This is a genomic window from Pseudomonas halotolerans (assembly GCF_039581215.1).
GTDB classification, from domain to species: Bacteria; Pseudomonadota; Gammaproteobacteria; order Pseudomonadales; family Pseudomonadaceae; genus Aquipseudomonas; species Aquipseudomonas tehranensis.
The window spans coordinates 41,719-64,617 of sequence record NZ_JBCNTJ010000011.1 but is presented as its reverse complement, the minus strand read 5'-3'; the positions used below and the strand labels follow the sequence as shown (position 1 = coordinate 64,617).

Annotated in this window: 16 protein-coding genes, 1 tRNA gene and 1 pseudogene; 4 read left to right on the top strand and 14 right to left on the bottom strand. The window is 58.8% G+C overall.

All coding sequences use genetic code 11. From position 1 onward, the window contains the following. Positions 1 to 35: 35 nt before the first annotated feature. Positions 36 to 497 (bottom strand): Lrp/AsnC family transcriptional regulator, encoded by a 462-nt coding sequence (locus tag AAIS01_RS16120; RefSeq protein ID WP_092455661.1) that lies wholly within the window; start codon positions 495 to 497, stop codon positions 36 to 38. Positions 498 to 696: 199 nt separating this feature from the next. Next, positions 697 to 2,127 (bottom strand): alanine/glycine:cation symporter family protein, encoded by a 1,431-nt coding sequence (locus AAIS01_RS16115; protein ID WP_343469740.1) that lies wholly within the window; start codon positions 2,125 to 2,127, stop codon positions 697 to 699. 388 nt (positions 2,128 to 2,515) lie between these two features. Between AAIS01_RS16115 and AAIS01_RS16110 the strand changes: the two are divergent. Next, positions 2,516 to 2,614, top strand: a pseudogene (locus tag AAIS01_RS16110) (transcriptional regulator); the annotation flags it as partial. Positions 2,615 to 2,641: 27 nt separating this feature from the next. Here AAIS01_RS16110 and AAIS01_RS16105 read toward each other — a convergent pair. The 6 genes from AAIS01_RS16105 to rpsU form a co-directional block, all read right to left on the bottom strand. Beyond that, positions 2,642 to 4,294 carry a RopAA-2 gene (locus AAIS01_RS16105; RefSeq protein ID WP_343469739.1) on the bottom strand — a complete coding sequence of 551 codons (1,653 nt, stop codon included), beginning with the start codon at positions 4,292 to 4,294 and terminating at the stop codon, positions 2,642 to 2,644. A 310-nt stretch (positions 4,295 to 4,604) separates the two neighbouring features. Next, positions 4,605 to 4,681 (bottom strand) — tRNA-Ile (locus AAIS01_RS16100). Between the two features lie 15 nt (positions 4,682 to 4,696). Beyond that, a complete protein-coding gene (locus tag AAIS01_RS16095) occupies positions 4,697 to 8,440 on the bottom strand; it encodes a bifunctional diguanylate cyclase/phosphodiesterase (RefSeq protein WP_343469738.1) in 3,744 nt (1,247 codons plus the stop codon). A 125-nt stretch (positions 8,441 to 8,565) separates the two neighbouring features. Further along, a complete protein-coding gene (gene rpoD / locus AAIS01_RS16090) occupies positions 8,566 to 10,413 on the bottom strand; it encodes an RNA polymerase sigma factor RpoD (protein WP_343469737.1) in 1,848 nt (615 codons plus the stop codon). 67 nt (positions 10,414 to 10,480) lie between these two features. Further along, positions 10,481 to 12,439: a DNA primase gene (gene dnaG, locus AAIS01_RS16085; RefSeq protein WP_343469736.1), complete on the bottom strand. Its 1,959-nt coding sequence runs from the start codon at positions 12,437 to 12,439 to the stop codon at positions 10,481 to 10,483. Between the two features lie 477 nt (positions 12,440 to 12,916). After that, on the bottom strand, positions 12,917 to 13,132 hold the full coding sequence (rpsU, locus tag AAIS01_RS16080) for a 30S ribosomal protein S21 (protein ID WP_002551877.1): 216 nt from the start codon (positions 13,130 to 13,132) through the stop codon (positions 12,917 to 12,919). A gap of 199 nt (positions 13,133 to 13,331) precedes the next feature. On the opposite strand from rpsU, the gene tsaD reads away from it, so the two are divergent. Further along, positions 13,332 to 14,357: a tRNA (adenosine(37)-N6)-threonylcarbamoyltransferase complex transferase subunit TsaD gene (gene tsaD, locus AAIS01_RS16075; protein WP_343469735.1), complete on the top strand. Its 1,026-nt coding sequence runs from the start codon at positions 13,332 to 13,334 to the stop codon at positions 14,355 to 14,357. Positions 14,358 to 14,367: 10 nt separating this feature from the next. On the opposite strand, the gene plsY is transcribed toward tsaD, so the two are convergent. After that, entirely contained in the window at positions 14,368 to 14,937 is a 570-nt protein-coding gene (gene plsY, locus AAIS01_RS16070) for a glycerol-3-phosphate 1-O-acyltransferase PlsY (protein ID WP_214912474.1), read from the bottom strand. A 74-nt stretch (positions 14,938 to 15,011) separates the two neighbouring features. Between plsY and folB the strand changes: the two genes are divergently transcribed. Together folB and folK are read left to right on the top strand one after the other, a co-directional pair. After that, positions 15,012 to 15,365, top strand: a complete 354-nt coding sequence (folB, locus tag AAIS01_RS16065; protein WP_343469734.1) for a dihydroneopterin aldolase — start codon at positions 15,012 to 15,014, stop codon at positions 15,363 to 15,365. Further along, a complete protein-coding gene (gene folK, locus AAIS01_RS16060; protein ID WP_343469733.1) occupies positions 15,356 to 15,874 on the top strand; it encodes a 2-amino-4-hydroxy-6-hydroxymethyldihydropteridine diphosphokinase in 519 nt (172 codons plus the stop codon). Before folB ends, folK begins: the two co-directional genes overlap by 10 nt. Before the next feature lie 213 nt (positions 15,875 to 16,087). Here folK and AAIS01_RS16055 read toward each other — a convergent pair whose 3' ends face one another. From AAIS01_RS16055 to glpE, 5 genes are all read right to left on the bottom strand, one after another. Then, positions 16,088 to 17,314 (bottom strand): multifunctional CCA addition/repair protein, encoded by a 1,227-nt coding sequence (locus AAIS01_RS16055; RefSeq protein WP_343469732.1) that lies wholly within the window; start codon positions 17,312 to 17,314, stop codon positions 16,088 to 16,090. Positions 17,315 to 17,377: 63 nt separating this feature from the next. Beyond that, positions 17,378 to 18,943: a SpoVR family protein gene (locus AAIS01_RS16050; RefSeq protein ID WP_343469731.1), complete on the bottom strand. Its 1,566-nt coding sequence runs from the start codon at positions 18,941 to 18,943 to the stop codon at positions 17,378 to 17,380. Further along, a complete protein-coding gene (locus AAIS01_RS16045) occupies positions 18,940 to 20,211 on the bottom strand; it encodes a YeaH/YhbH family protein (protein WP_214912469.1) in 1,272 nt (423 codons plus the stop codon). The genes AAIS01_RS16050 and AAIS01_RS16045 overlap by 4 nt, the downstream gene beginning before the upstream one ends. Before the next feature lie 117 nt (positions 20,212 to 20,328). After that, positions 20,329 to 22,251, bottom strand: coding sequence for a PrkA family serine protein kinase (locus AAIS01_RS16040; RefSeq protein ID WP_343469730.1), 1,923 nt, complete (start codon positions 22,249 to 22,251; stop codon positions 20,329 to 20,331). 300 nt (positions 22,252 to 22,551) lie between these two features. Beyond that, complete coding sequence (gene glpE / locus AAIS01_RS16035; RefSeq protein WP_343469729.1) at positions 22,552 to 22,881, bottom strand: thiosulfate sulfurtransferase GlpE; 330 nt, start codon at positions 22,879 to 22,881, stop codon at positions 22,552 to 22,554. Between the last annotated feature and the right edge of the window lie 18 nt (positions 22,882 to 22,899).

Here is a 22,899-nt window from a genome sequence, read left to right as displayed (position 1 = left end):
CCCGACGGCATCACGCGCACGTCAAGTCGCACACTCTAGACCGGCTGCCCTCGATCGATCTTGCTGCTGAGGATGATCGAAGTGGTGGTTTTCTCCACCCCATCCACGCTGCCAATCTGATCCAGTAACTGATCCAGCTGCTCCGGTGAGTCCGTGCGCAGCCAGGCCACATAGTCGAATTCGCCACTGACCGCACACAGTTGCTGGACCTGGGCCATCGCACTCAAGCGCCGCAGCACGTCCTTGCCGGAGCGCGGTTGAACCTTGATGCCGACATAAGCCTGCAACCCGCCGTCAATCACCCGCTGCCCCAGACGCACGCCGTATCCGGTAATGACTCTGGTTTTTTCCAGCCGCGCCAGCCGCGACGTCACGGTGGTGCGGGCGATGCCCAATTGTCGCGCGAGCATGGCGACGCTTTCCCGGGCATTGATTTGCAGGGCGGCAATCAGTTGGCGGTCGATTTCGTCGAGGACGGGAGGGCGGGTGTCAGACAAGATGGGCTCCGGCGTGGATATCGGTGGCTGGCATGTTACAGGCTCGCATGCCTTTGCCACCTACTCCATTGGGATGCGGTCGGGAAATGCCTGCCGCCATGACGTTGGTCATGGCGGCAGTACCTGCAGAGTTGGCGATGCGGGTATCAGCCCGTTTCAGATGTGGCCGCAGCCCAATCCCGGCTGCGGCCGGCCAGGATCATTTCCAGCGATTGATATCCCATGCCTTGCGGTCGAGATCCAGATCGGGGAATTTTGCCGGATCGAATACCGGCCTTGCCACACCGGCTTTCAACTGCGCGCGGAAGTCGTTGATCACCCGTATTGCAGTAGGGAACAGCATCAGAATCGCAATCAGGTTTACAAGTGCCAGAATGCCCATCATCGGGTCTGAGAAGAAAAACACCGAGGTGGCGTTCGGGGCCGCGGCGCCGAGGAAAATCAAGCCCAGGATAAACACGCGCAGCACCAGCAGGGCCGGTTTGGAGGGGGTGATGGCTGCCAATGCGTTTTCGCCCAGGTAGACGTTGTAGATGATGGACGAGAAGGCGAAGAGCAGGATCGCCAGGCTCAACGCATAGCGCGACCACTCACCAAAATGGCTGGCCAGTGACTGCTGTGTCAGCACGACACCGTCAATGCCTGTTGCCCCGGCAACATAGACATCACCCAGCAGGATGATGAAAGCCGTGCACGAGCAAATCACGATCGTGTCGATGAAGACCGAGAACGATTGGGTGATGCCCTGGCTGACCGGGTGGTGTACCAGCGCAGTCGCTGCCACGTTCGGTGCGGAACCCAGCCCCGCCTCGTTTGAGAACAGGCCGCGGCGCAAGCCTTGTGCAATCGCAGCCCCCATGCCACCGGCGATGGCTTCTTCATAGCCGAAGGCACTGGAGACGATGCGTACGAAGAGTGCCGGAATTTCACCGATGTTCATCACGATGACGATCAGGGCAAGCGCCAGGTAACCCAGTGCCATGACGGGCACCACGACGTCGGCCGCCTTGGCGATGCGCTTGATGCCACCAAAGATCACGAACCCGGTGACAAGCACCAGTAGCGCTCCAGTCACCAAGCGGCTGATCCCGAACGAATCCTGCATCGCGCCGGCAACTGTGTTGCCTTGAAAGGCGTTGAAGCCAAGGCCGAAGGCCGCCAGCAGGCAGACCGCATAAACGATCGCAAGCCAGTTGTAGTTCGAGCCAAGGCCATGCCGGATATAGTCGGCGGGGCCGCCACGGAAGGAGTGCTCACCGTCGGTGCGCTTATAAATCTGGGCAAGCGTACATTCGACGAGGCTTGTCGCCATGCCGACGAGCGCGATGCACCACATCCAGAAAACCGCGCCGGGCCCACCCAGTGTGATCGCGACGGCGACACCGGCAATGTTTCCTCCGCCCACGCGACCGCCCACGGATACCAGCAGCGCCTGTCGCGCACTGAGGTTGTTGGGGTCGCTGTTCTGGTTCTTGCCTGAGAGCACGCGGAACATCCGGCCGAAGAATTCGAACTGGACGAAACCCGACATAATCGTGATGAACACGCCGAAGACCACGAGAATGGGTATGAGCGACCACCCCCACGTGAGGCTGTCGACATAGCCAAACAGCGTTTGCAGGAATTCCATCTGTTTCTCCTATATTTCTTATTATCGGCGAAGCCGCTCTCTTGAGCGTCCCGCGATCAGTTTATGCCTGGTTTTACATCCGATTTCTCGTCTTCGGACGTTTCGATGCCGCCGATCGTTTCCGATCCGAAAACCCGCAATATGGCACCGTCGAGTCGTTCGAGGGCAGCACCGGCCTTTATCGCTGGCAGTGGCCGGGCCCTGGCGGGCGCAACTGTACTACAGAGCGGTAGTTTCGGCGCCCTGAGAGTGATGCTTAATCAGACGCCGGAACGGTTCTATGCATGGCAACCGCGGTCATGTGCCTTGCAGAAGCGGGCTGTGGGATAGCGGCAGCCCGGAGATCCCGGGACCTATCCAGCCTATGACGGTCTGACCCAGGCCAATCTCGCTCACGCGACAGAAGGTCATCGCCATCGAAAAGGATGAGCTGTCGGTCGGCAGGGTTGCCTATGCGCGTGTCCTTGGAACCACCTCATCACGCTAAGATGACACTGAGCGACGCAGAAGGCTGCTACACGATATCGCTACCATCCTGAGCAGGGGGACGCGCGGGTGCTGAGGACGATGCGGGGGCCTGCGTAGCGGCGAGCGGTTGCATGGGGATGTTCTGACCATCACCGGCTTGGCCTTGAGAGCTGCCCACCGCGCGTTGCCTCAGCGCTCCAATACTTTTGTCCCAGGCCAACTGGGAGGTGGTGCCGATGGCGCCGGCGGCGCTGATGACTCCGTCCCCTGCCGCTTGAACTGCACTTTTGGTGTGCTTGGCCCCTGAAACAGCTGTTTCTTTGGCAAATCTGGCGCCGGTGAGCGATGTCTTGAGTGCAAGCTCACCGCCCTTGACCGCCACCCTGCCAGCTGCATCTGCGCTCCCTTCTACTGCTTTTGGTACATGGGCATCGACTGCAGCGGTGGCTTTTTTCGGCAACGACCCACCTAGCGAGGCGCCAGCTGCCCACAACCCGAACGCCACGGTGCCCAATACGTTTTTTACCCCCTCCGAGGCCGCGGTAGCCGCCATTTTTCCCAGTTCCTTGGACTTGGCCAAGTTAGCGGTGGCGGCTGTGCCCGCGCCCATTGCAGAAAAACCGCCAATCAGGAGACCGTTTCCTACCACACTGACCGGGTCTACTATCTCTTTCAAGGCATCGCCGCTGATGACCGCATTCAAAGCCGTAGCCGCGCCTTCACCGAGCCGTGCGGAGACCATCTTAACCAGGGCAGTGGCATCGAGATCCTTCAAAGTCTTGAAGTCGTCCAGCCATTCGGTGTCTTGATCAATGGGCTTGTGAGCCTGCCCCTCCGGTACAGCATCTCGACGGCCATAGAGCATTGCAGGGTCAGCTAAATGGTTCGTGCGGTCGCGGCTTACATTGTAATGCTCAATTGCCATACCCACGATGATAGCCGTGACCGGTCGGAGGGCGGGCTGCAGGATTGCATCCAGGTTCTCTTTGCCAGCAGCCGTCATGGCCAGCGTTGACGCGTACATTGCTGTATTACGTACGGCAAACCCGGTAAGCCATTTATTGGCTTCGTCGAAGGCATTGCGCAATGGACCTTTGTCCAGGGCCAGCAGCTTTTGCGCCACGGATGCTTGAAGCGCCGGGTGTAGTGTCTTGCTATCAGGTTTAAGGTAATAACCAGGCTTAAAACCGGCGATGGTCTTGTTGCCGGCAGCATCCGCCATGCCGGCATACAAGCACGCCATAGCGTTCTCTATAGCCGCTTCGCGTACGGTATTGGCATGCTTGCCCGCTACCTGCAGGATGGACGGCTTGAAATTACCTGCCTCGGTAACCGCCGCAAAGGGCGTCCCCCCCATCCCGGACTTTATTGACGCAAATAGTCTGTCGGCTCTGGCTGCGTTTTTTTCCGCCTTCTCCATGTCGTGGACGTTATAACCCCCCACCTCTAACCGTTGAGCCCGGTCATCGCGAATGGCGTTCAGCTCCGCGTTGCGGGCGCTTGAGGCAGGGGGGGCGGGTTGGCCGGAGTCAGCGTCTGTTTCGAGGTGAGCCTCGAAATGTTTTTCAAGGCGCATGCTCATCGCTAACCCGATAGAGCCGAGGTTAGGAGAATGAGAGGCCTGTTGCGCTGCTTCCTGCTGTATCCCATCAGGTACACGACTGAGCGAGCCGCTTGCACCTACATTAATCGTATCCATGGCATTTTCCTCTGAGTGATCGGCAGATAGAAGAATGCAAATGACTCCGGTGGCCTACGCGCCCCCCCGGCCAATCACTCCCCCGCTCCGACACATCTCAACCTGGACGCTATGAGCGGCGACATCCTTACCCCTGAGTGACCGTGCCGGAAGAAGGGTTCCAAAGAATTTAATAAAAGTGAAATGGCGGCTACGTGTCGCGATCAATAATTACCGAGCCCATGAAGGACAGGCTCATTTGGACCATAGGGCCGTATCCGCGATGGTTCCGCCAGAAACGCGAAAGCCGCGCAATGCGCGGCTTTTTGTATGGTGGGCCCACACGGACTTGAACCGTGGACCAAAGGATTATGAGTCCTCTGCTCTAACCAACTGAGCTATAGGCCCTCAGTAGGCCGCGGATTATAACGACGGTTTCTCGGCTGTGCTATCCGAAAAATCCGATACGGTCATACGAAGAAACGTTGCGGCGAACTCTTCGGCGCACAGCGGCAGGCTGACGATGTAGCCCTGGATCTGTTCGCAGCCTTCTTCTGCCAGGAATCGCTGTTGGGCCAGGGTCTCGACGCCTTCGGCGATGATCGTGAATTGCATGCTGCGGCCCAGGGCGATAATTGCCCGCACGATGGCCACGTCATGAGGGTCATCGGGCAGACCACGGACGAAGGACTGGTCGATCTTGAGGAAGTCCAATGGCAATCGCTTGAGATAGCTCAGGGATGAGTAGCCGGTGCCAAAGTCGTCTATCGCCAGTTGCACACCGAGCTTTTTCAGCTGGTGCAGCACCGCGAGGGCTTCTTCGGCCTGGCTCATGATGAAGTTTTCGGTAATTTCCAGTTGCAATAAGCCCGGCTTGAGATGGTGCTCACGCAGCAGTTGCTCGATACGCCCCAGCAAGTTGGGTTGGCGCAATTGGGCTCCTGCCAGGTTGACCGACAGTGGGCCGAGACTTTCATAGGTATCGTTCCATTCGGACAGTTGCCGACAGGCACGTTCCAGTACCCAGTCGCCGATCTGCAGGATCATGCCGTTTTCTTCAGCCAGCGGGATGAAATGTTCCGGCGGTACGTCGCCAAACGTGGGGTGGGTCCAGCGTATCAGCGCCTCGGCGCCCACCAGCCGGTTGTCGGCAAGGCTGAATTTGGGTTGGAAGGACAGTGATAGTTCGTTGCGCTCGATGGCGCGTCGCAACTCGTGCTCCAGAGCCACCCGCTCACTGGCCTGGGCGGTGAGGTCCCGGGTGTAGCTTTCAACCCGGTTGCGACCCTTGGCCTTGGAGCGGTACATCGCGGCATCGGCATTTTTGACCAGCGTGGCAACGTCGCAGCCATCCTGGGGGTACAGACTGGTCCCGATGCTGGCGCTGATGAAGAATTCATGTTCGCCGGCCTGGAACGGTGCGGCAAAGCAATTCAAGAGTTTTTGGGCAATGTGTTCGGCATCGCTGGGTTGTTGCAGGCCTGGCAGCAGGATGATGAATTCGTCGCCACCCAGGCGCGCCACGGTGTCGATGTCGCGCAACTGCTCACGCAAGCGCACGGCGATGCCCTTGAGCAGCAGATCCCCCACCGGGTGCCCCAGGCTGTCATTGATGTGCTTGAAGCGGTCCAGGTCCAGGAACAGCACCGCACCCTGACCGCCATCTTCCTGCTGGCTGTTGAGCGCCATGAGTAATCGGCTTTCGAACAATGTGCGATTTGGCAGGCCGGTGAGCGGGTCGTGGTGCGCCTGGTAATCGAGTCGGGCCTGAGCGTGCTTGAGGCTGGAAATATCGGCAAAGACTGCAACGAAATGGGTGATTTCCCGATCCCGGTTACGCACCGCGCTGATGGTCAACCAACTGGGATACAGCTCGCCGTTTTTACGCCGGTTGGAAATCTCCCCCTGCCAGTGTCCCTCAGCCGTCAACTGGTGCCACATCGCGGCATAGAACGCGCTGTCATGTAGGCCGGAAGCCAACAGCCGCGGGGTATGACCCAGGGCTTCGGTTTCGCTATAGCCGGTGATTTCACTGAAGGCGCGGTTCACTGCGCTGATGTGCTGTTGCGTATCGGTGATCAGCACGCCTTCGGCGGTGCTTTCAAACACGGTGGCGGCCTGTTGCAGTTTTTCCTGCATCAGGTGGCGTTCGGTGATGTCCCGGGCGATGGTCAGCATGCAGTCTTCGTCGCCGATGGGCAGAGGGCGGCTGGATACTTCACAGAGCCGTATCTGTCCATCGTTACGGCGAATATGACACCTGAAGTCCCTGACATAACCGTCTCGTTGCAATAGGTCGAGCATCTGTTTGCGCTCATTGAGGTTGACCCAGATGCCCAGGTCCAGGGTGGAACGGTCCACCGACAGGGCGCTGTTGAAGCCGGTAATGCGACTGAAGCCTTCGTTGACCTCAATCAGCAGGCCGTCGCTTTGCCGGGACAGTAGCAGGCCGTCGGGCGAAGCATGAAAAGCCTTGGCGAACTTCTCTTCGGAGGTCTGCAACTGCTGCTGGGTTTCCTTGAGCTGGCTGATGTCACGGACGACCACGACCAGCGCTGGGGTGGTGTCGAGATCGAAGGGTTCGGCCGAGATCAGCCCGGTGAACACCTGGCCATTGCTGCGGCGAAAAGGCATCTCCAGATTGCGGATGCTGCCGGCCTGTAATCGTTGCAGCAGGCTCGGGCCGACGTCCTGGATGCCCCAGATGTTCAGTTCGGTCGCGGTCTGGCCCACCACCTCTGCGGCGCCCAGGCCAATCTGCTCCTCGAAGGCCTTGTTGACCTCCAGCAGGCAACCGTCCTGCAGGCGAGCGATCACCAGGATGTCCGGACACTGACGGAATACCGAGGCGAATTTTTGCTCGGAAAGGCGCAGCGCTTCCTCGGTACGTTTGGCTTCGCTGATGTCGATCATCAACCCGCGCATCACCGGTTCGTGCCCGTGTTGGATGAGGCTGACAATATCGCGCACCCACAGGCAGCGGCCATCAGCAGTGATCACGCGGTAATCAATGCAATGGTCGCGGCCCGCTAGCACTTCATGGTCGCAATAGGTCTGGGCGCGGATCAGGTCGGCGGGATGAATAATGTTGCGCCAGAACCCTGGAATCAACCAGTGGGAGAGGGGATAGCCGAGCAGATCTTCAGCGTGGGGGGACACGTAGCTGTAGGTGAAGTCACTGACCCTTGCCTCCCAGGCAATGGCCGAAAGGCTCTCCACCAGCCCGCGATAGTGGTATTCGCTGCTGCGCAACTCTTGTTCCAGATCGACTCGTCGCGCGATCTCTGAGCTGAGGCGCCGATTGATGCGGATCACCGCCGCGAGTATGCCGCTCAAGAGGAGCAGTGCAGGCAGGCCGTAAACCAGTAGGTCTGACCAGAACCTTCGGTAATCTCGGACATTGCCGACCCATTTCTCCTGAATTTCGCTGATCTGGGCGGGCGACATGTCAGCTATGACCTTGTCCAGAATACCCACCAGTAGCTTGTTCTCGCGCGGGACGCCCATGGCCAGTTGATAGCGATAGGGTGTTTCGCCGCTGACATAAAGCCCGTCGAGCTTGAGTTGGCGCAGGCTCCAGACACTGGAAGCCAGGTCGCCCACCACCGCATCCACTTTATCGGTGGCCAAGGCTTGCAAGGCTGAACTGACATTGGGCAGCGCCACCAGATTCAGGTCTGGATGGTGGTTGCGCAACAGTTCGTGGGGCGCATAGTTTTCCACCACGGCGATTTTCAGTCCGTACAGATCCTCAAGGTTATGAGGTTCTGCACCGCCATGATGGGCCAGGATGACGATGGGAAAGTCGAGATAGGGGCGGGTGAAGGCCAGGTAGTTCTGGCGTTCGGGCGTGGACATGATACCGGGCAACAGATCGATTTTGCCCTGTGCGACCTGTTCCAGCACCATGGTCCAACTGACGGGCTCGATAGGCGTGAGCGTGACAGCCAACCGCTCGCGAATAACATCCACATAGTCGGCTGCCAGGCCCTGATATCGCCCCTGGTCGTCGCGAAATTCGAACGGTGGCCAGGAGGCGTCGACACCCAGGCGCAGGTCGGGGTGGTCCTTGAGCCAGCGGCGCTCTTCGTCGGTGAGCATCAGCGCGCCAGCCGTTGCGGTCCAGGTCATCAATGACAGCAAAATCACGGCCGTCAGTCTGGGCATCACGGTCTCGTCATGGCTTGGGGAGGATGTTTCGAGTGTAGACGGGCAATAGGGGCGGGGAGGCGTAACGGGGGGATTTTATCTGCACAAAACAAAACCCCCGGCAGGGCCGGGGGTTTTTAACGTCACTCGTCGAGGAAAGAGCGCAAGTGCTCGCTTCGCGTCGGGTGGCGCAGTTTGCGCAACGCCTTGGCCTCGATCTGACGAATCCGCTCGCGGGTTACGTCAAACTGCTTACCGACTTCCTCAAGGGTGTGGTCGGTATTCATGTCGATGCCGAAGCGCATGCGCAGTACCTTGGCTTCACGGGCAGTGAGGCCGGAGAGTACTTCGCGAGTCGCTTCCTTGAGGCTCTCGACGGTGGCGACATCGATCGGCGACTGCATGGTGGAGTCTTCGATGAAGTCACCCAGATGGGAGTCTTCGTCATCACCGATCGGGGTTTCCATGGAGATCGGCTCTTTGGCGATCTTCAATACCTTGCGGATTTTGTCCTCGGGCATTTCCATGCGTTCGCCCAGCTCTTCCGGGGTCGGTTCACGACCCATCTCCTGCAACATCTGCCGGGAAATGCGGTTGAGCTTGTTGATGGTCTCGATCATGTGCACCGGAATACGGATGGTGCGGGCCTGGTCGGCGATCGAGCGAGTGATCGCCTGACGGATCCACCAGGTGGCATAAGTCGAGAACTTGTAGCCGCGACGGTATTCGAACTTGTCCACCGCTTTCATCAGGCCGATGTTGCCTTCCTGGATCAGATCGAGGAATTGCAGACCGCGGTTGGTGTACTTCTTGGCGATGGAGATCACCAGACGCAAGTTCGCTTCGACCATCTCTTTCTTCGCGCGGCGGGCCTTGGCCTCACCGATCGACATGCGACGGTTGATGTCCTTGATCTCGGCGACGGTCAGACCGGTTTCGGCCTCCAGCGCGCTCAGCTTCTGCTGGCAACGAACGATGTCTGGTTGCAGGCGGGCAATGGCTTCAGCGTATTTGCTTTTGCCTTTGGCCAGTGCATCGGTCCAGCTTTCGTCGACTTCGTGGCCAGGGAACTGACGCAGGAAATCAGCACGTGGCATGCGGGCATCACGCACGCACAGTTGCATGATCGCGCGCTCTTGCTGACGCAGACGATCCAGGGCGCCGCGGACACGCTCCACCAGGCCTTCGAATTGCTTGGGCACCAGTTTGATCGGCATGAACAGCTCGGCCAGCGCCAACAGCTCGGCAATTGCCTGCTTGTTGCTGCGGCCGTGCTTCTTCAGAGCCTTGCGAGTGATTTCCATCTGGTCGGCCACAGCACCGAAACGCTGTGCAGCGATGACCGGATCCGGACCGCTTTCGGCTTCTTCTTCGTCGTCGCTGGCTTCGGCGTCATCATCATCGGTGTCGTCGTCGGCCTTGGCGGCTTTCGCGTCGATCGGTGGTGGCACTTCGGCTGCAGGCGGTGCGATGCCGTCGTCCGGGTCGATGTAACCGCTCAGGACGTCGGACAGGCGACCACCTTCGGTGGTGACGCGGGTGTATTCGGAGAGAATATGGTCAACCGTACCAGGGAAGTGCGCGATTGCGCCCATCACTTCGCGGATGCCTTCTTCAATACGCTTGGCGATTTCGATTTCGCCTTCACGTGTGAGGAGCTCTACCGTACCCATTTCACGCATGTACATGCGCACGGGGTCGGTGGTGCGACCAATGTCGGTCTCGACCGCTGCCAACGCTGCGGCCGCTTCTTCAGCGGCCGCCTCGTCGGTATCGGCGTCGGCCAGCATAAGGGCATCCTTATCTGGAGCAACCTCGAATACGTTGATCCCCATGTCGTTGATCATGCGGATGATGTCTTCCACCTGTTCCGGATCTGAAATATCCTCCGGCAGGTGGTCGTTGACCTCCGCGTAAGTCAGGTAGCCCTGCTCACGACCCAATAGGATCAACTCTTTGATACGAGACTGCTGTTGCGCTTTTCCGGACATAACACCCTATCCACTGAAGGTCTTGGCGGGCAAAAAACAAGCCGAGGATTATACCTGAGCTGTGACCTCACGCGCCAGTTGAGGTCGGGTTTGATGCGCAAACATTGCGGCTGAGTAAGTCGCGCAATTGGTTTTTCTCTTCGCTGGTCAACTCGCTCTGGCGAGCTTTTCGCAGAAGTTGTTCCAGATTTCGCTCGCGTTGGCGGGCGGACAAGCTAGTAATGGTGTCGAAAAACTGTTGTTCAAGGTTGTCTCCATCAATCAGCCATTCCTTCTCGGCCAGGGCCTTCAACAGGCGCCCTTGTTCGGTGCCGTGCCACCGGGCGATCAGCTGGAAAGAGTTCAGTTTGGGGTTCTTCTGCACGGCTTCAAGGAGTGCGATCAGCAATTGCGTATTGCTGTGGTCCTCGGCGGCGAAGTGCCCGGCGTCCTCGACCTTTTCAGCCAGTTGCGGGTGGTGCAGCAAAGTCCGCAGGGCGGCCAGTGTTGGTGGTTCGACGGCGGCCGGCACGCGTGGGGCACGTGGCTGGTCGCGATCGCCGCGCTTACCGTTCTTGTCCCAAGGCTTTTTGTCCCATTTCTTGCCTCCGCTGCCCGGTTTCTTGGGTGTCCATTCCTGTGTAGGCGCGTAGTCCTGCTGCGGTTGATGATAGTCGGCGAAATCCGGCATCGCGTCGTAATCAATGCCCGGGTCGTAGGCTGGCGGCGCTTCCTGGGGAGCGCTGTGGACCAACTGATTGACCGCCTCGCTGTTCAGGCCGGTGATTTCGGTCAGGCGCTGGCGCATCAGGGTGCGCAGGTTGGCGCCGGGTACCTTGTCGATCAGCGGTGCGGCGAGGGTGGCCATATGCGCCTTGCCTTCGAGGGAGCGCGGATCGGCTTCTTCGGTCAACTGCTGGAAAAAATAATCGGCCAGCGGCTGCGCGTGCTGGTTGATTCGCGCACGGAATGCATCGGTGCCTTCGGAGCGCACCAGGGTATCCGGGTCCTCGCCCTCGGGCAAAAATAGAAAGCGCGCTCGCCGCCCATCCTGCAGGCATGGCAGCGTCGCTTCCAGTGCTCGCCAGGCGGCATTGCGACCAGCTTGGTCGCCGTCAAAGCAGAACAGCACGCTGGGCACGACGCGAAATAGGCGCTTCATGTGTTCTTCGCTGGTGGCGGTGCCCAGGGTTGCAACGGCATTGCGCAAACCTTGCTGGGCCAGGGCGATCACGTCCATGTAGCCTTCGACGACAATGATTTCGTCGAGGTTGCGGTTGTTCTTGCGCGCTTCGTATAGCCCGTAGAGTTCCTGTCCTTTGTGGAATACCGGGGTCTCCGGGGAGTTCAGGTACTTGGGTTTGTCGTCGCCCAGGACCCTGCCGCCAAACGCGATGATCCGCCCGCGCGTGTCGCGGATGGGGAACATTACCCGGTCGCGGAAGCGGTCGTAGCGCTTGCCGGTTTCGGCATTTTCGATCAGCAGGCCGGCATCGATCATGGCGCGCTGCTGCAAGGTGTCGCTGCTTAAATGCTTGTACAGATTGTCCCAGCCGGGCGGGGCAAAGCCGAGGCCGAAGTCCCGAGCGATTTCGCCGGTCAGGCCGCGACCCTTGAGATAATCCACAGCGGCTTTGCGGGCGGGATGGCTTTTGAGGGCCTGGCGATAAAAATCGGCCGCCGCGGTCAGCAAGGGGTAGAGCGGCGAGTCAGTTGGTTGGCGCGGTTTGTGCGCTCGGCCACTTTCCTCGCGGGGAATTTCCATGCCGGCGGCTTTGGCCAGTTCTTCGACAGCCTGGGGGAAATCCAGGTTGTCGTGGTCCATGATAAAGCCGAGGGCATTGCCGCCAGCGCCACAGCCGAAGCAGTAATAAAACTGTTTGTCGGGGCTGACGCTGAAGGACGGGGTCTTTTCTTTGTGGAACGGGCAGCAGGCCGTGTAGTTCTTGCCGGCTTTTTTCATTTGCAGGCGAGAGCTGACCACATCGACGATGTCGGTGCGGTTCAGGAGGTCGTCAATAAAGCTCTGGGGAATCAGCCCGGCCATGGCGTTCTCATCATCACTGCGCGAAATATGGACCCGAAATCAGCAGGCGTAACCGACTCTTGGTCTTGAGGCACGGTAAAACGGTGGCTCGACCGGGTCGTCTGCATCATCGCTGTCGGGAAGTGTATCTGCCGATAGTTCACTGACGTTAATCACTAATCAGTATTCGACTGTTTGAATATGTTGCGCTGAGTCCGGTAACGGCCTTTCAGGCCTCGGATCATCAGGTGGGCACGCAAGCAGGTGCCTTGGGCTGATCGTCGTTAGAGGAATCAGGGGTGTGCTCGTCAGTAGCCTTGGAAGGCTCGTCAGAAGAGACGTGCACCGCTGGCAAAAGAGCCAGGTCTGACGTGGTAAAGCAGGTTGTCTCGGTCGCATGTGCGACTTTGACGGTGAAGCATCAAGCGTTTTCCGCAAATGCCATAAGCCCGGCTTGAGGGCCGGGCTTGGCAGAAGCTTGCTACGGACGTCTGTGTATTAGTACAGACGTACGGCGCGGCGCTGTTCGCGCTGAACTTTCTTGGCGTGACGCTTAACAGCGGCTGCTGCTTTGCGCTTACGCTCGGAAGTCGGCTTCTCGTAGAATTCGCGGCTACGAACTTCAGCCAGAACACCGGCTTTTTCGCAGGAGCGCTTGAAACGACGCAGAGCTACGTCGAAGGGTTCGTTCTCTTTTACTTTGACGGCTGGCATCCAGAGCTACCTTCATTCATTACCGGGGTCAACATCCTCGCGGCAAAAGAGCACTTGAAGACGTCGGTTTTTAAGGGTTGCGGATGTTAACCCCTCATCGCTCGGAATGCAAAGCCTCTGATCGAAAACCGCTGGTCGGGGCACAACGTGACGACTATTATGCGCGCCTTCGAATTCAGCCTCTACAAGGCGCAAACCCATGCTAGTACTGGGATTAGAAACCTCCTGCGACGAAACAGGTGTCGCATTATACGACAGTGAACGCGGCCTGTTGGCCGATGCACTGTTCAGCCAGATCGACCTGCACCGCGCCTATGGCGGCGTGGTGCCCGAGCTTGCGTCCCGCGATCACGTCAAGCGCATGCTGCCCTTGATTCGCCAGGTCCTGGCCGAGGCCGGCTGTGTGCCGACGGAGATCGACGCCATTGCCTACACCGCCGGGCCGGGCCTGGTGGGCGCGCTGCTGGTGGGGGCTTCCTGTGCCCAGGCGCTCGCCTTCGCCTGGGGGATCCCGGCCTTGGGTGTGCATCACATGGAAGGTCATTTGCTGGCGCCGATGCTGGAGCCGCAACCACCGGAGTTTCCGTTCGTCGCTTTGTTGGTCTCGGGCGGTCATACCCAGTTGGTCCGGGTCGATGGTATCGGCCAATACGAACTGTTGGGGGAAACCCTGGACGACGCTGCCGGTGAAGCTTTCGACAAGACTGCGAAGATGATGGGCCTCAATTACCCGGGCGGACCGGAAATCGCCCGGTTGGCGGCCCAAGGGATTGAAGGGCGTTTCGTCTTTCCGCGGCCGATGTGTGACCGCCCTGGCCTGGATTTCAGCTTCAGCGGCCTGAAAACCTACGCCCTGAACACCTGGCAGCAATGCGTCAGCGCCGGAGACGACGGCGAGCAAGCCCGTTGCGACATCTCGCTGGCGTTCCAGCAAGCGGTGGTGGAGACTTTGACCATCAAGTGCAAACGCGCCCTGAAACAGGCCGGACTCAAGCGTCTGGTGATCGCTGGCGGAGTCAGTGCAAATAAGGCTTTGCGCGTGTCACTGGAGAACATGCTTGGCAGCATGAACGGCGACGTTTACTACGCCAGGCCGGAGTTCTGCACAGATAACGGGGCGATGATTGCCTTCGCCGGATGCCAACGTTTGCAAGCTGGCCAGCACGAAAGCCTGGCAATCAGCGTGCAGGCGCGCTGGCCCATGGAGCAGTTGTCACCGCTGTAGGGCGTGCGGTTTAAAAATGCCGTTCGCGCCCGGCAAACAGGTCGCGTAGATTGCCCCGGTGGCGCCAGACGATCAGTGCAACAAGTGCGGTCACCGGCAGCAAGGCCGTCGGTTCCTGCCAGGCCAGCAACGGCAGGATCAGCGGTGTGGCAATCAGGGCGGCCAGGGAGCTGGTGCGGGTGAGGTAGAACGTCAGCAGCCAGGCGACGACGGCCAACAGGGCGGCGGGTGGATACAGGCCCAGCAGCATGCCGGCGGCGGTGGCGACACCCTTGCCGCCGCGAAAGCGAAAGTACAGCGGGAACAAGTGGCCGATGACGGCGCAGACACCGATCCAGGCCTGTTGCTGCAACGAAAGCCCGGCAAGACTGGCGAGCAGAACCGGGACAAGGCCTTTGCAGAGGTCGCCAAGCAAGGTCAGGATGGCAAGTTTGCGTCCGGCCAGGCGCAGCATGTTGGTGGCGCCGGCATTGCCCGAGCCACTCATTCGCGGATCCGGGCGACCGGTCAGGCGGCTGAGCAAAATGGCGAAGGACAGCGAGCCGAGCAGGTAGGCGAAAGTCGCCAGTAACCAAAACATGCTAACTATTCCGGGCGAGGACGCCCTGATTCTAACGGCGCATTGCGCCCTTGTCGTGCTGCGGAGAAGAGTGCTTGGACAGAGTGTTTATCGAAGGCCTGGAAGTCGACACGGTCATTGGTGCCTACGACTGGGAGCGCGGCATCCGCCAGTGTCTGCGGCTGGATCTGAGTTTCGCCTGGGATAACCGTCCGGCCGCGGCCGGCGATGACTTGGCCCTGGCGCTCGATTACGCCAGCGTATCGTCGCGCATCCAGGCATTTGCCGAGCAAGCCCAGTACCAGTTGGTTGAGACATTTGCCGAACGACTGGCCCAGGCGCTGATGGACGAGTTCAAGATTACCTGGCTGCGTCTGAAAGTGACCAAACCCGGCGCTGTGCCGGCGGCCAGTGGCGTTGGCGTGGAGATCGAGCGCGGATGCCGCTGACTCAGGTTTTTCTCGGGCTCGGCAGCAATATCGAGCGCGAAGTCCACTTGTGCGCAGGTCTTGAGGCCTTGGCCGGTTTCCTGGTGGACATACGCTGTTCGGCGGTGTTCGAGAGCCAGCCGGTAGGTATCAAGAGCGGGCCTTTTTTCAATTTCGTCGTAGCTGCCTACACGGATCTGCCGCTGATGGAGCTGGACCGTCGCCTGAAGTTCATCGAGGCCGACAATGGTCGTTATGCGCCGGACCGCAAAGGGCTGCCGCTGGATATCGACGTGTTGTTATATGGCGAGCAGGTCGGCAATTTCGACGGCTTGATCCTGCCCCGCGCCGAAATCCTCAAGAACGCCTTTGTCCTTTGGCCGTTGTCGTTGATTGCACCGGATCGGATTCACCCTGGCGTGGGCAAAAGCTTCGCGACTTTGTGGGATGAGTCGCAGATTGACCAGGTGCTGGCGCCGGTGGCTTTTGAGTGGCGGGGCCAGCCGCTTACGCCGTCGAATCTGCTGTGAGGCGCCTGCCGCCATCGCGAGCAAGCTCGCTCCCACAATGGATTTCACTCGACCACAAGACATGTGTCCACTGAGGGTCGCTGTGAGAGCGAGCAAGCTCGCTCCCACAATGGATTTCACTCGACCACAAGACATGTGTCCACTGAGGGTCGCTGTGAGAGCGAGCTCTTGCTCGCGATGACGGTGGGCGCTCCGCCGCAAATGTAAACTGACTCAGCTCGCCGCTTCCTTATAGGCTTTCAATGCCTTGAGCCGCTCGCGCTTGATCGCCTCACCCAGCTCCGGCCCTTTGAAGCCCTTCTCCAACAAAGGTTGCACCGCTACCCCGCGGGCCGCAGCTGCCGCGCCGCGCAGATACTCAGCCTGTGGATAACTTCTGCCTTCAAGCCCCTTGCGGCCCCGCGCATCCATCTCACAGGCCGCGATGAACTCCTCGAAGCGCTGGGGGCGGCGATACACGTCAAAGCTGTGCAACAGCTCAAGCAAGGTAGAAGCCTTTAACTCAAGCGCGCGATGACCGTGGGTGTGGTATTGGCCGACGAGTAACGCCAGTTCCTGGCAATCGCGAGGTGCCTTGAAACGTTCATTGACCGCTTTGATCAGCTTCAGCCCCTTGTGCTCATGGGCGATGTGTCGCGGCCATTCGTGTTCGGGCGTCAGCCCTTTGCCCAGGTCATGCAGCAGGCAAGCCCAACGGACCGTCAGTGGCTGTGCATGCAAGGCTGCCTGCTCCAGCACGCTAAGGGTGTGGACGCCGGTGTCGATTTCCGGGTGATGGGCCTCGGGTTGCGGCACGCCAAAGAGTGCATCAATTTCAGGCATCAAGACTTTGAGGGCGGCGCAATCGCGCAGGACTTGGATAAACACCTGTGGCTGGTTTTCCATGAGGGCGCGGGAAATTTCTTTCCAGCTGCGCTCGGCGGTCAAGGCTTGCAGTTCGCCAGAGTCGCTGAGCTGACGCATCAGTTCCAGGGTTTCGTCCGCCACTTTGAAACCCAGCGCAGCATAGCGCGCGGCAAAGCGGGCAACCCGCAAGACCCTGAGGGGATCTTCGGCGAACGCGGGGGAAACGTGGCGTAGCAGGCGGGCTTTGAGGTCGCGTTGACCGTTGTAGGGGTCGGTAAGATTTCCATGGTCATCTTCGGCCATGGCGTTGATCGTCAGGTCCCTGCGAATCAGGTCTTCTTCGAGTGTGACTTCAGGGCTGGCATGGAACACGAAACCGCCATAACCGCGGCCGCTTTTGCGTTCGGTACGGGCGAGGGCGTATTCATCCCCGGTCTTGGGGTCGAGGAAGACGGGAAAATCAGCCCCCACCGGGCGAAAGCCCTTGGCGAGCATGTCCTCGGCAGTAGCCCCCACCACGACCCGATCGATGTCGGTGACAGGAATGCCCAGCAGGCGATCGCGAACGGCGCCGCCGACTTTATAGATCTGCATAAAAAACCTCCGTTGGTCTGACAGGATAACCTTTGCGCCAGGCGTCCGGAGGTGAAAACGGGTTCAAAGATGAATGACGGCCAGGTCCAGCCGGCCATAATCTCCTTCGGTTTGTTCGGTTCGAGGTGGCACGTGATGGGTTTTCATCACCTGGTCGCCCTGCAGGGTTTCGAGATGAATGTCGAACCCCCAGAGGCGGTGCAGGTGCTTGAGGACTTCATCGGTTGAATCGCCCAGCGGTTTGCGATCGTGTGCCTGATGGCGCAGGGTCAGCGAGCGATCGCCCCGGCGATCGATACTGTAGATCTGAACGTTGGGTTCGCGGTTGCCCAGGTTGTATTGGGCCGCCAGCGTCTCGCGGATGATGCGATAACCGCTTTCATCATGGATGGCAGGCACCAGCAGGTCATCTTTCTGGTCATCATCGAGGATGCTGAACAGTTTCAGGTCGCGGATGACCTTGGGCGAGAGGTACTGGAGGATAAAGCTCTCGTCCTTGAAGCTGCTCATGGCGAATTTAATGGCGGACAACCAGTCTGAGCCTGCGATGTCCGGGAACCAGCGCCGATCCTCCTCGGTGGGGTTTTCGCACATGCGCCGGATGTCGCGGTACATGGCAAAGCCTAGTGCATAAGGGTTGATGCCGCTGTAATACGGGCTGTCGAACCCAGGCTGAAACACCACGCTGGTGTGGGACGTGAGGAACTCCATCATAAAGCCGTCGGTGACCAGGCCTTCGTCGTAGAGGTCGTTCATGAGCGTGTAATGCCAGAATGTGGCCCAGCCTTCGTTCATGACCTGGGTTTGGCGCTGTGGATAAAAGTATTGAGCGATTTTACGCACGATGCGCACGATTTCCCGCTGCCACGGCTCCAGCAGCGGCGCGTGTTTCTCAATGAAATAGAGGATGTTTTCCTGGGGTTCGGCAGGGAAGCGCGCGTTGTCTTTCTCGCTGTACTTGTCCGCGCCTTTGGGGATGGTGCGCCACAAATCGTTGATCTGTTTTTGCAGATGTTCTTCGCGGTCCTTTTGACGACGGCGTTCTTCTTCGGCGGAGATCGGATAAGGTCGTTTGTAGCGGTCCACGCCGTAGTTCATCAGCGCGTGGCAGGAGTCCAGCAGGTCTTCCACTGCATCAATGCCGTGACGTTCCTCGCATTGCATGATGTATTGCTTGGCAAATACCAGGTAATCGATGATCGAGCTGGCATCGGTCCAGGTGCGAAACAGGTAATTGCCCTTGAAGAAGCTGTTGTGGCCGTAGCAGGCATGGGCCACCACCAAGGCCTGCATGCAGATGGTGTTTTCTTCCATCAGGTAGGCGATGCAGGGGTCGGAGTTGATCACGATCTCGTACGCCAGCCCCATCTGGCCGCGGCTGTAGGATTTTTCGGTACTGAGGAAGTGCTTGCCGTAGGACCAGTGGTGATAGCCCAGTGGCATGCCGACCGACGCGTAGGCGTCCATCATTTGCTCGGCGGTGATCACCTCGATCTGGTTCGGATAGGTGTCCAGGGCATAACGGTCCGCGATACGGCTGATTTCGCGGTCGTAGGCCTGAATCAGCTCGAACGTCCATTCCGAGCCGGTGGAGATGGGTTGACGCTTCTGCTCTTTTTTGGCGGTCATGTCACTAACCTGCGCTGGAAGAGTTCACGGAAGACCGGGTAGATATCCCCGGCCGAGACCAATTGCTGCTGGGCAAATGTGTCGGAAAACGCTTCGGCAATGCGTTCATATTCGTACCACAAGGCCTGATGTTCCCGTGGAGTAATTTCCACATAGGTGTAGTACTGGACGAACGGCATGATCTGGTTGATCAGGATGTCGCGGCAAATGGGCGAATCATCGTTCCAGTTGTCGCCGTCCGACGCCTGGGCTGCATAAATGTTCCATTCATTGGCCGGATAGCGTTCGGCCATGATTTCCTGCATCAGCTTCAAGGCACTGGAGACAATCGTGCCGCCGGTTTCCCGCGAATAAAAGAACTCCTCTTCGTCTACTTCCCTGGCGCTGGTGTGGTGACGGATGAACACCACGTCAATCTTGTCGTAGTTCCGTTTGAGGAACAGGTACAACAGGATGAAGAACCGCTTGGCAATGTCCTTGGTGGCCTGGGTCATGGACCCCGACACGTCCATCAGGCAGAACATCACGGCCTTGGAGCTGGGGTTGGGTTGTTTCACCAGCAGGTTGTACTTGAGGTCGAAGGTATCGAGGAATGGCACGCGGTGAATACGTGCGCTGAGTTTCTCGATTTCCGCTTCCAAGTCTTGAATGTCGCCAAAATTGTCGGGTTCTTCGCGCTTCAGGCGGGCCAGTTCGTCCTTGGCTTCGCGCAACTTTGCCCGGCTGCTGCCAGACAGCGCGATGCGCCGGGCGTGGGCCGAGCGGAGCGTGCGGATAATGTTGATGCGTGAAGGATTGCCTTCATTGCTGATGCCGGCGCGCACGGTCTTGAAGGTATCGGTTCCGGTCAGGTTGCGCTTGACCAGGTTCGGTAGCTCGAGGTCCTCGAACATGAACTCCAGGAATTCCTCCTGGGTAATCTGGAACACGAACTCGTCCATGCCTTCGCCGGAGTTGCCAGCCTTGCCCGGGCCTCTTCCGCCACCTCCCCCTTGCGGACGCGGGATGTGTTCGCCGCTGGTGAATTCCTTGTTGCCGGGATGCACGACGGTCTGTTTGCCGCCGCGCCCGTGATGCAGCACCGGCTCGTCGATGTCGCGGCCAGGGATGCTGATCTGCTCGCCATGTTCCATGTCGGTAATGGAGCGGCGGCTGACCGCCTCTTCGACGGCCTTCTTGATGTGGTCACGGTAACGCCGCAGAAACCGTTGGCGGTTCACCGTGCTCTTGTTCTTGCCATTAAGGCGTCGGTCGATCACATAGCTCATGGGTGGCCCTCCGGGCAGCTTCAAGTTGTGAGCTACAAGCTGCAAGCAGAAGCAGTGGACCGGATATCAGGCTTACACGCTTCTCTTGCAGCTTGTCGCTTGTAGCTCGCAACTGCCCTACTGCGATTTGCGGACCCGCAGGTACCACTCGGAGAGCAGTCGTACCTGTTTGTCGGTGTAGCCACGTTCGACCATGCGTGTGACGAAGTCGTTGTGTTTTTGCTGGTCCTCTTTACTGGCCTTGGCGTTGAAGCTAATGACTGGCAACAGGTCTTCGGTGTTGGAGAACATTTTCTTCTCGATGACCACCCGCAGCTTTTCGTAGCTGAGCCAGGTCGGGTTCTTGCCGTTGTTGTTGGCTCGGGCCCGCAAGACAAAATTGACGATTTCGTTGCGGAAATCCTTGGGGTTGCTGATCCCGGCCGGTTTCTCGATTTTTTCCAGTTCTTCGTTCAGCGCCACGCGGTTGAGGATTTCGCCGGTTTCCGGATCGCGGTATTCCTGATCCTGGATCCAGAAGTCCGCGTAAAGCACGTAGCGATCGAAGATGTTCTGCCCATATTCGCTGTAGGACTCCAGGTACGCTGTCTGGATTTCCTTGCCGATGAACTCGATATACCGTGGAGCCAGATATTCCTTCAGGAAACGCAAGTAACGCTCGCGGGTCTCCGCCTGGAATTGTTCCTGCTCGATCTGTTGTTCCAGCACATACAACAGGTGAACCGGGTTGGCTGCGATCTCGTGCGGGTCGAAGTTGAAGACCTTGGACAGGATCTTGAAGGCAAAACGTGTGGACAGACCATTCATCCCTTCATCGACCCCCGCGTTGTCGCGGTATTCCTGGATCGACTTGGCCTTCGGATCGGTGTCCTTGAGGTTTTCACCGTCATAGACCCGCATCTTCGAATAGATGTTGGAGTTTTCTGGCTCCTTCAGGCGCGACAGCACAGTGAACTGGGCGAGCATCTTCAACGTATCGGGGGCGCAGTGGGCCTTGGACAATGAGCTGTTGAACAGCAACTTGTCATAGATCTTGACCTCATCGGTGACTCGCAGGCAGTACGGTACCTTGACGATGTAGATCCGGTCGATGAAGGCTTCGTTGTTCTTGTTGTTGCGGAAGGTGTGCCATTCCGACTCGTTGGAGTGCGCCAGCAGGATGCCGCTGAACGGAATCGCCCCCAGGCCTTCGGTGCTGTTGTAGTTGCCTTCCTGGGTCGCTGTCAGCAGGGGGTGTAGCACTTTGATGGGGGCCTTGAACATCTCGACGAATTCCATCAAGCCCTGGTTGGCCCGGCACAAGGCTCCCGAATAGCTGTAGGCGTCGGCATCGTTTTGAGGAAACTCTTCCAGCTTGCGGATATCGACCTTGCCCACGAGGGCCGAGATGTCCTGGTTGTTTTCATCCCCAGGTTCGGTCTTGGCCACGGCGATCTGGTTGAGGATGGAAGGGTAGAGCTTGACCACACGGAACTGGCTGATGTCACCGCCGAACTCGGCCAGACGCTTGGTGGCCCATGGCGACATGATGGTATTGAGGTAGCGGCGAGGAATGCCAAAATCTTCCTCAAGGATCGCGCCATCCTCGGTAGCGTTGAACAGCCCCAAGGGCGACTCGAACACGGGTGAGCCCTTGATGGCATAGAAGGGGACTTTTTCAATCAGTTGCTTGAGCTTTTCGGCCAGGGACGATTTACCGCCCCCCACCGGGCCAAGCAGATAAAGAATCTGCTTCTTCTCTTCCAGGCCCTGAGCGGCGTGGCGAAAGTAGGACACGATCTGGTCGATGCACTCTTCCATCCCGTGGAAGTCTTCAAAGGCCGGATAGCGGCGAATCACCTTGTTGGAAAAGATCCGCGAAAGCCTGGAGTTGGCCGAAGTATCCAGCAGCTCCGGCTCTCCGATTGCCAGCAACAGACGTTCCGCAGCCGATGCATAGGCGCTGCGGTCCTGCTTGCAGAGATCGAGGTATTCCTGCAGCGAGTATTCCTCCTGCCGCGTGGACTCGAAACGTTGCTGGAAGTGGCTAAAAATGCTCATGACGTCACCTCGCTCGATACGTGGAGCCGGTGTCGGATCAATCAGTCGATGCTGGTCAGCCGCTGGGACCCCAGCTGCCGTTTACCCCCCAGAATGCTTTCAGAAATGCCGTCTCCTGAAAGCTGACTCCCGATGACCCGCGCGCCGGTGTACCGGCTCTCCCCTGTTTTGGATGGCCTGAGGCTAAGGATAGTTCGGAATCGGCGAGGTAAAGGTTGAATGCGTAATAAGTTGTGGCAGGCCCCTTGCCACTCATCACTCAAACCCACGGATGGCGTGGGTTCGGGGCGTCATAAAAAATTATTCAGGGTTGCCTTGGGCTGTTTCTGACGGATAAATCGTGCGCCACAGCTCAAAACCACCGTCCAGGCTATAGACGTCAGAGAAGCCTTGGCTGACCAGGTAAGCGGCTGCACTCTGGCTGGAGTTACCGTGATAACAAACCACGACGACCGGAGCATCGAGGTCGGCATTTCGGATGAATTCGGAGAGGGAGTGGTTATCCAGGTGGGTCGAGCCGCTGATGTGCAGGGCCGCAAAAGTGGCCGGATCTCGAACGTCGACCACCACTGCGCCTGTTTCACGCAGGGCTTGGGCCTGTTCCGGGCGGATACGTTTAAATGCGGTCATTTGGGACTCCTGTAGCCT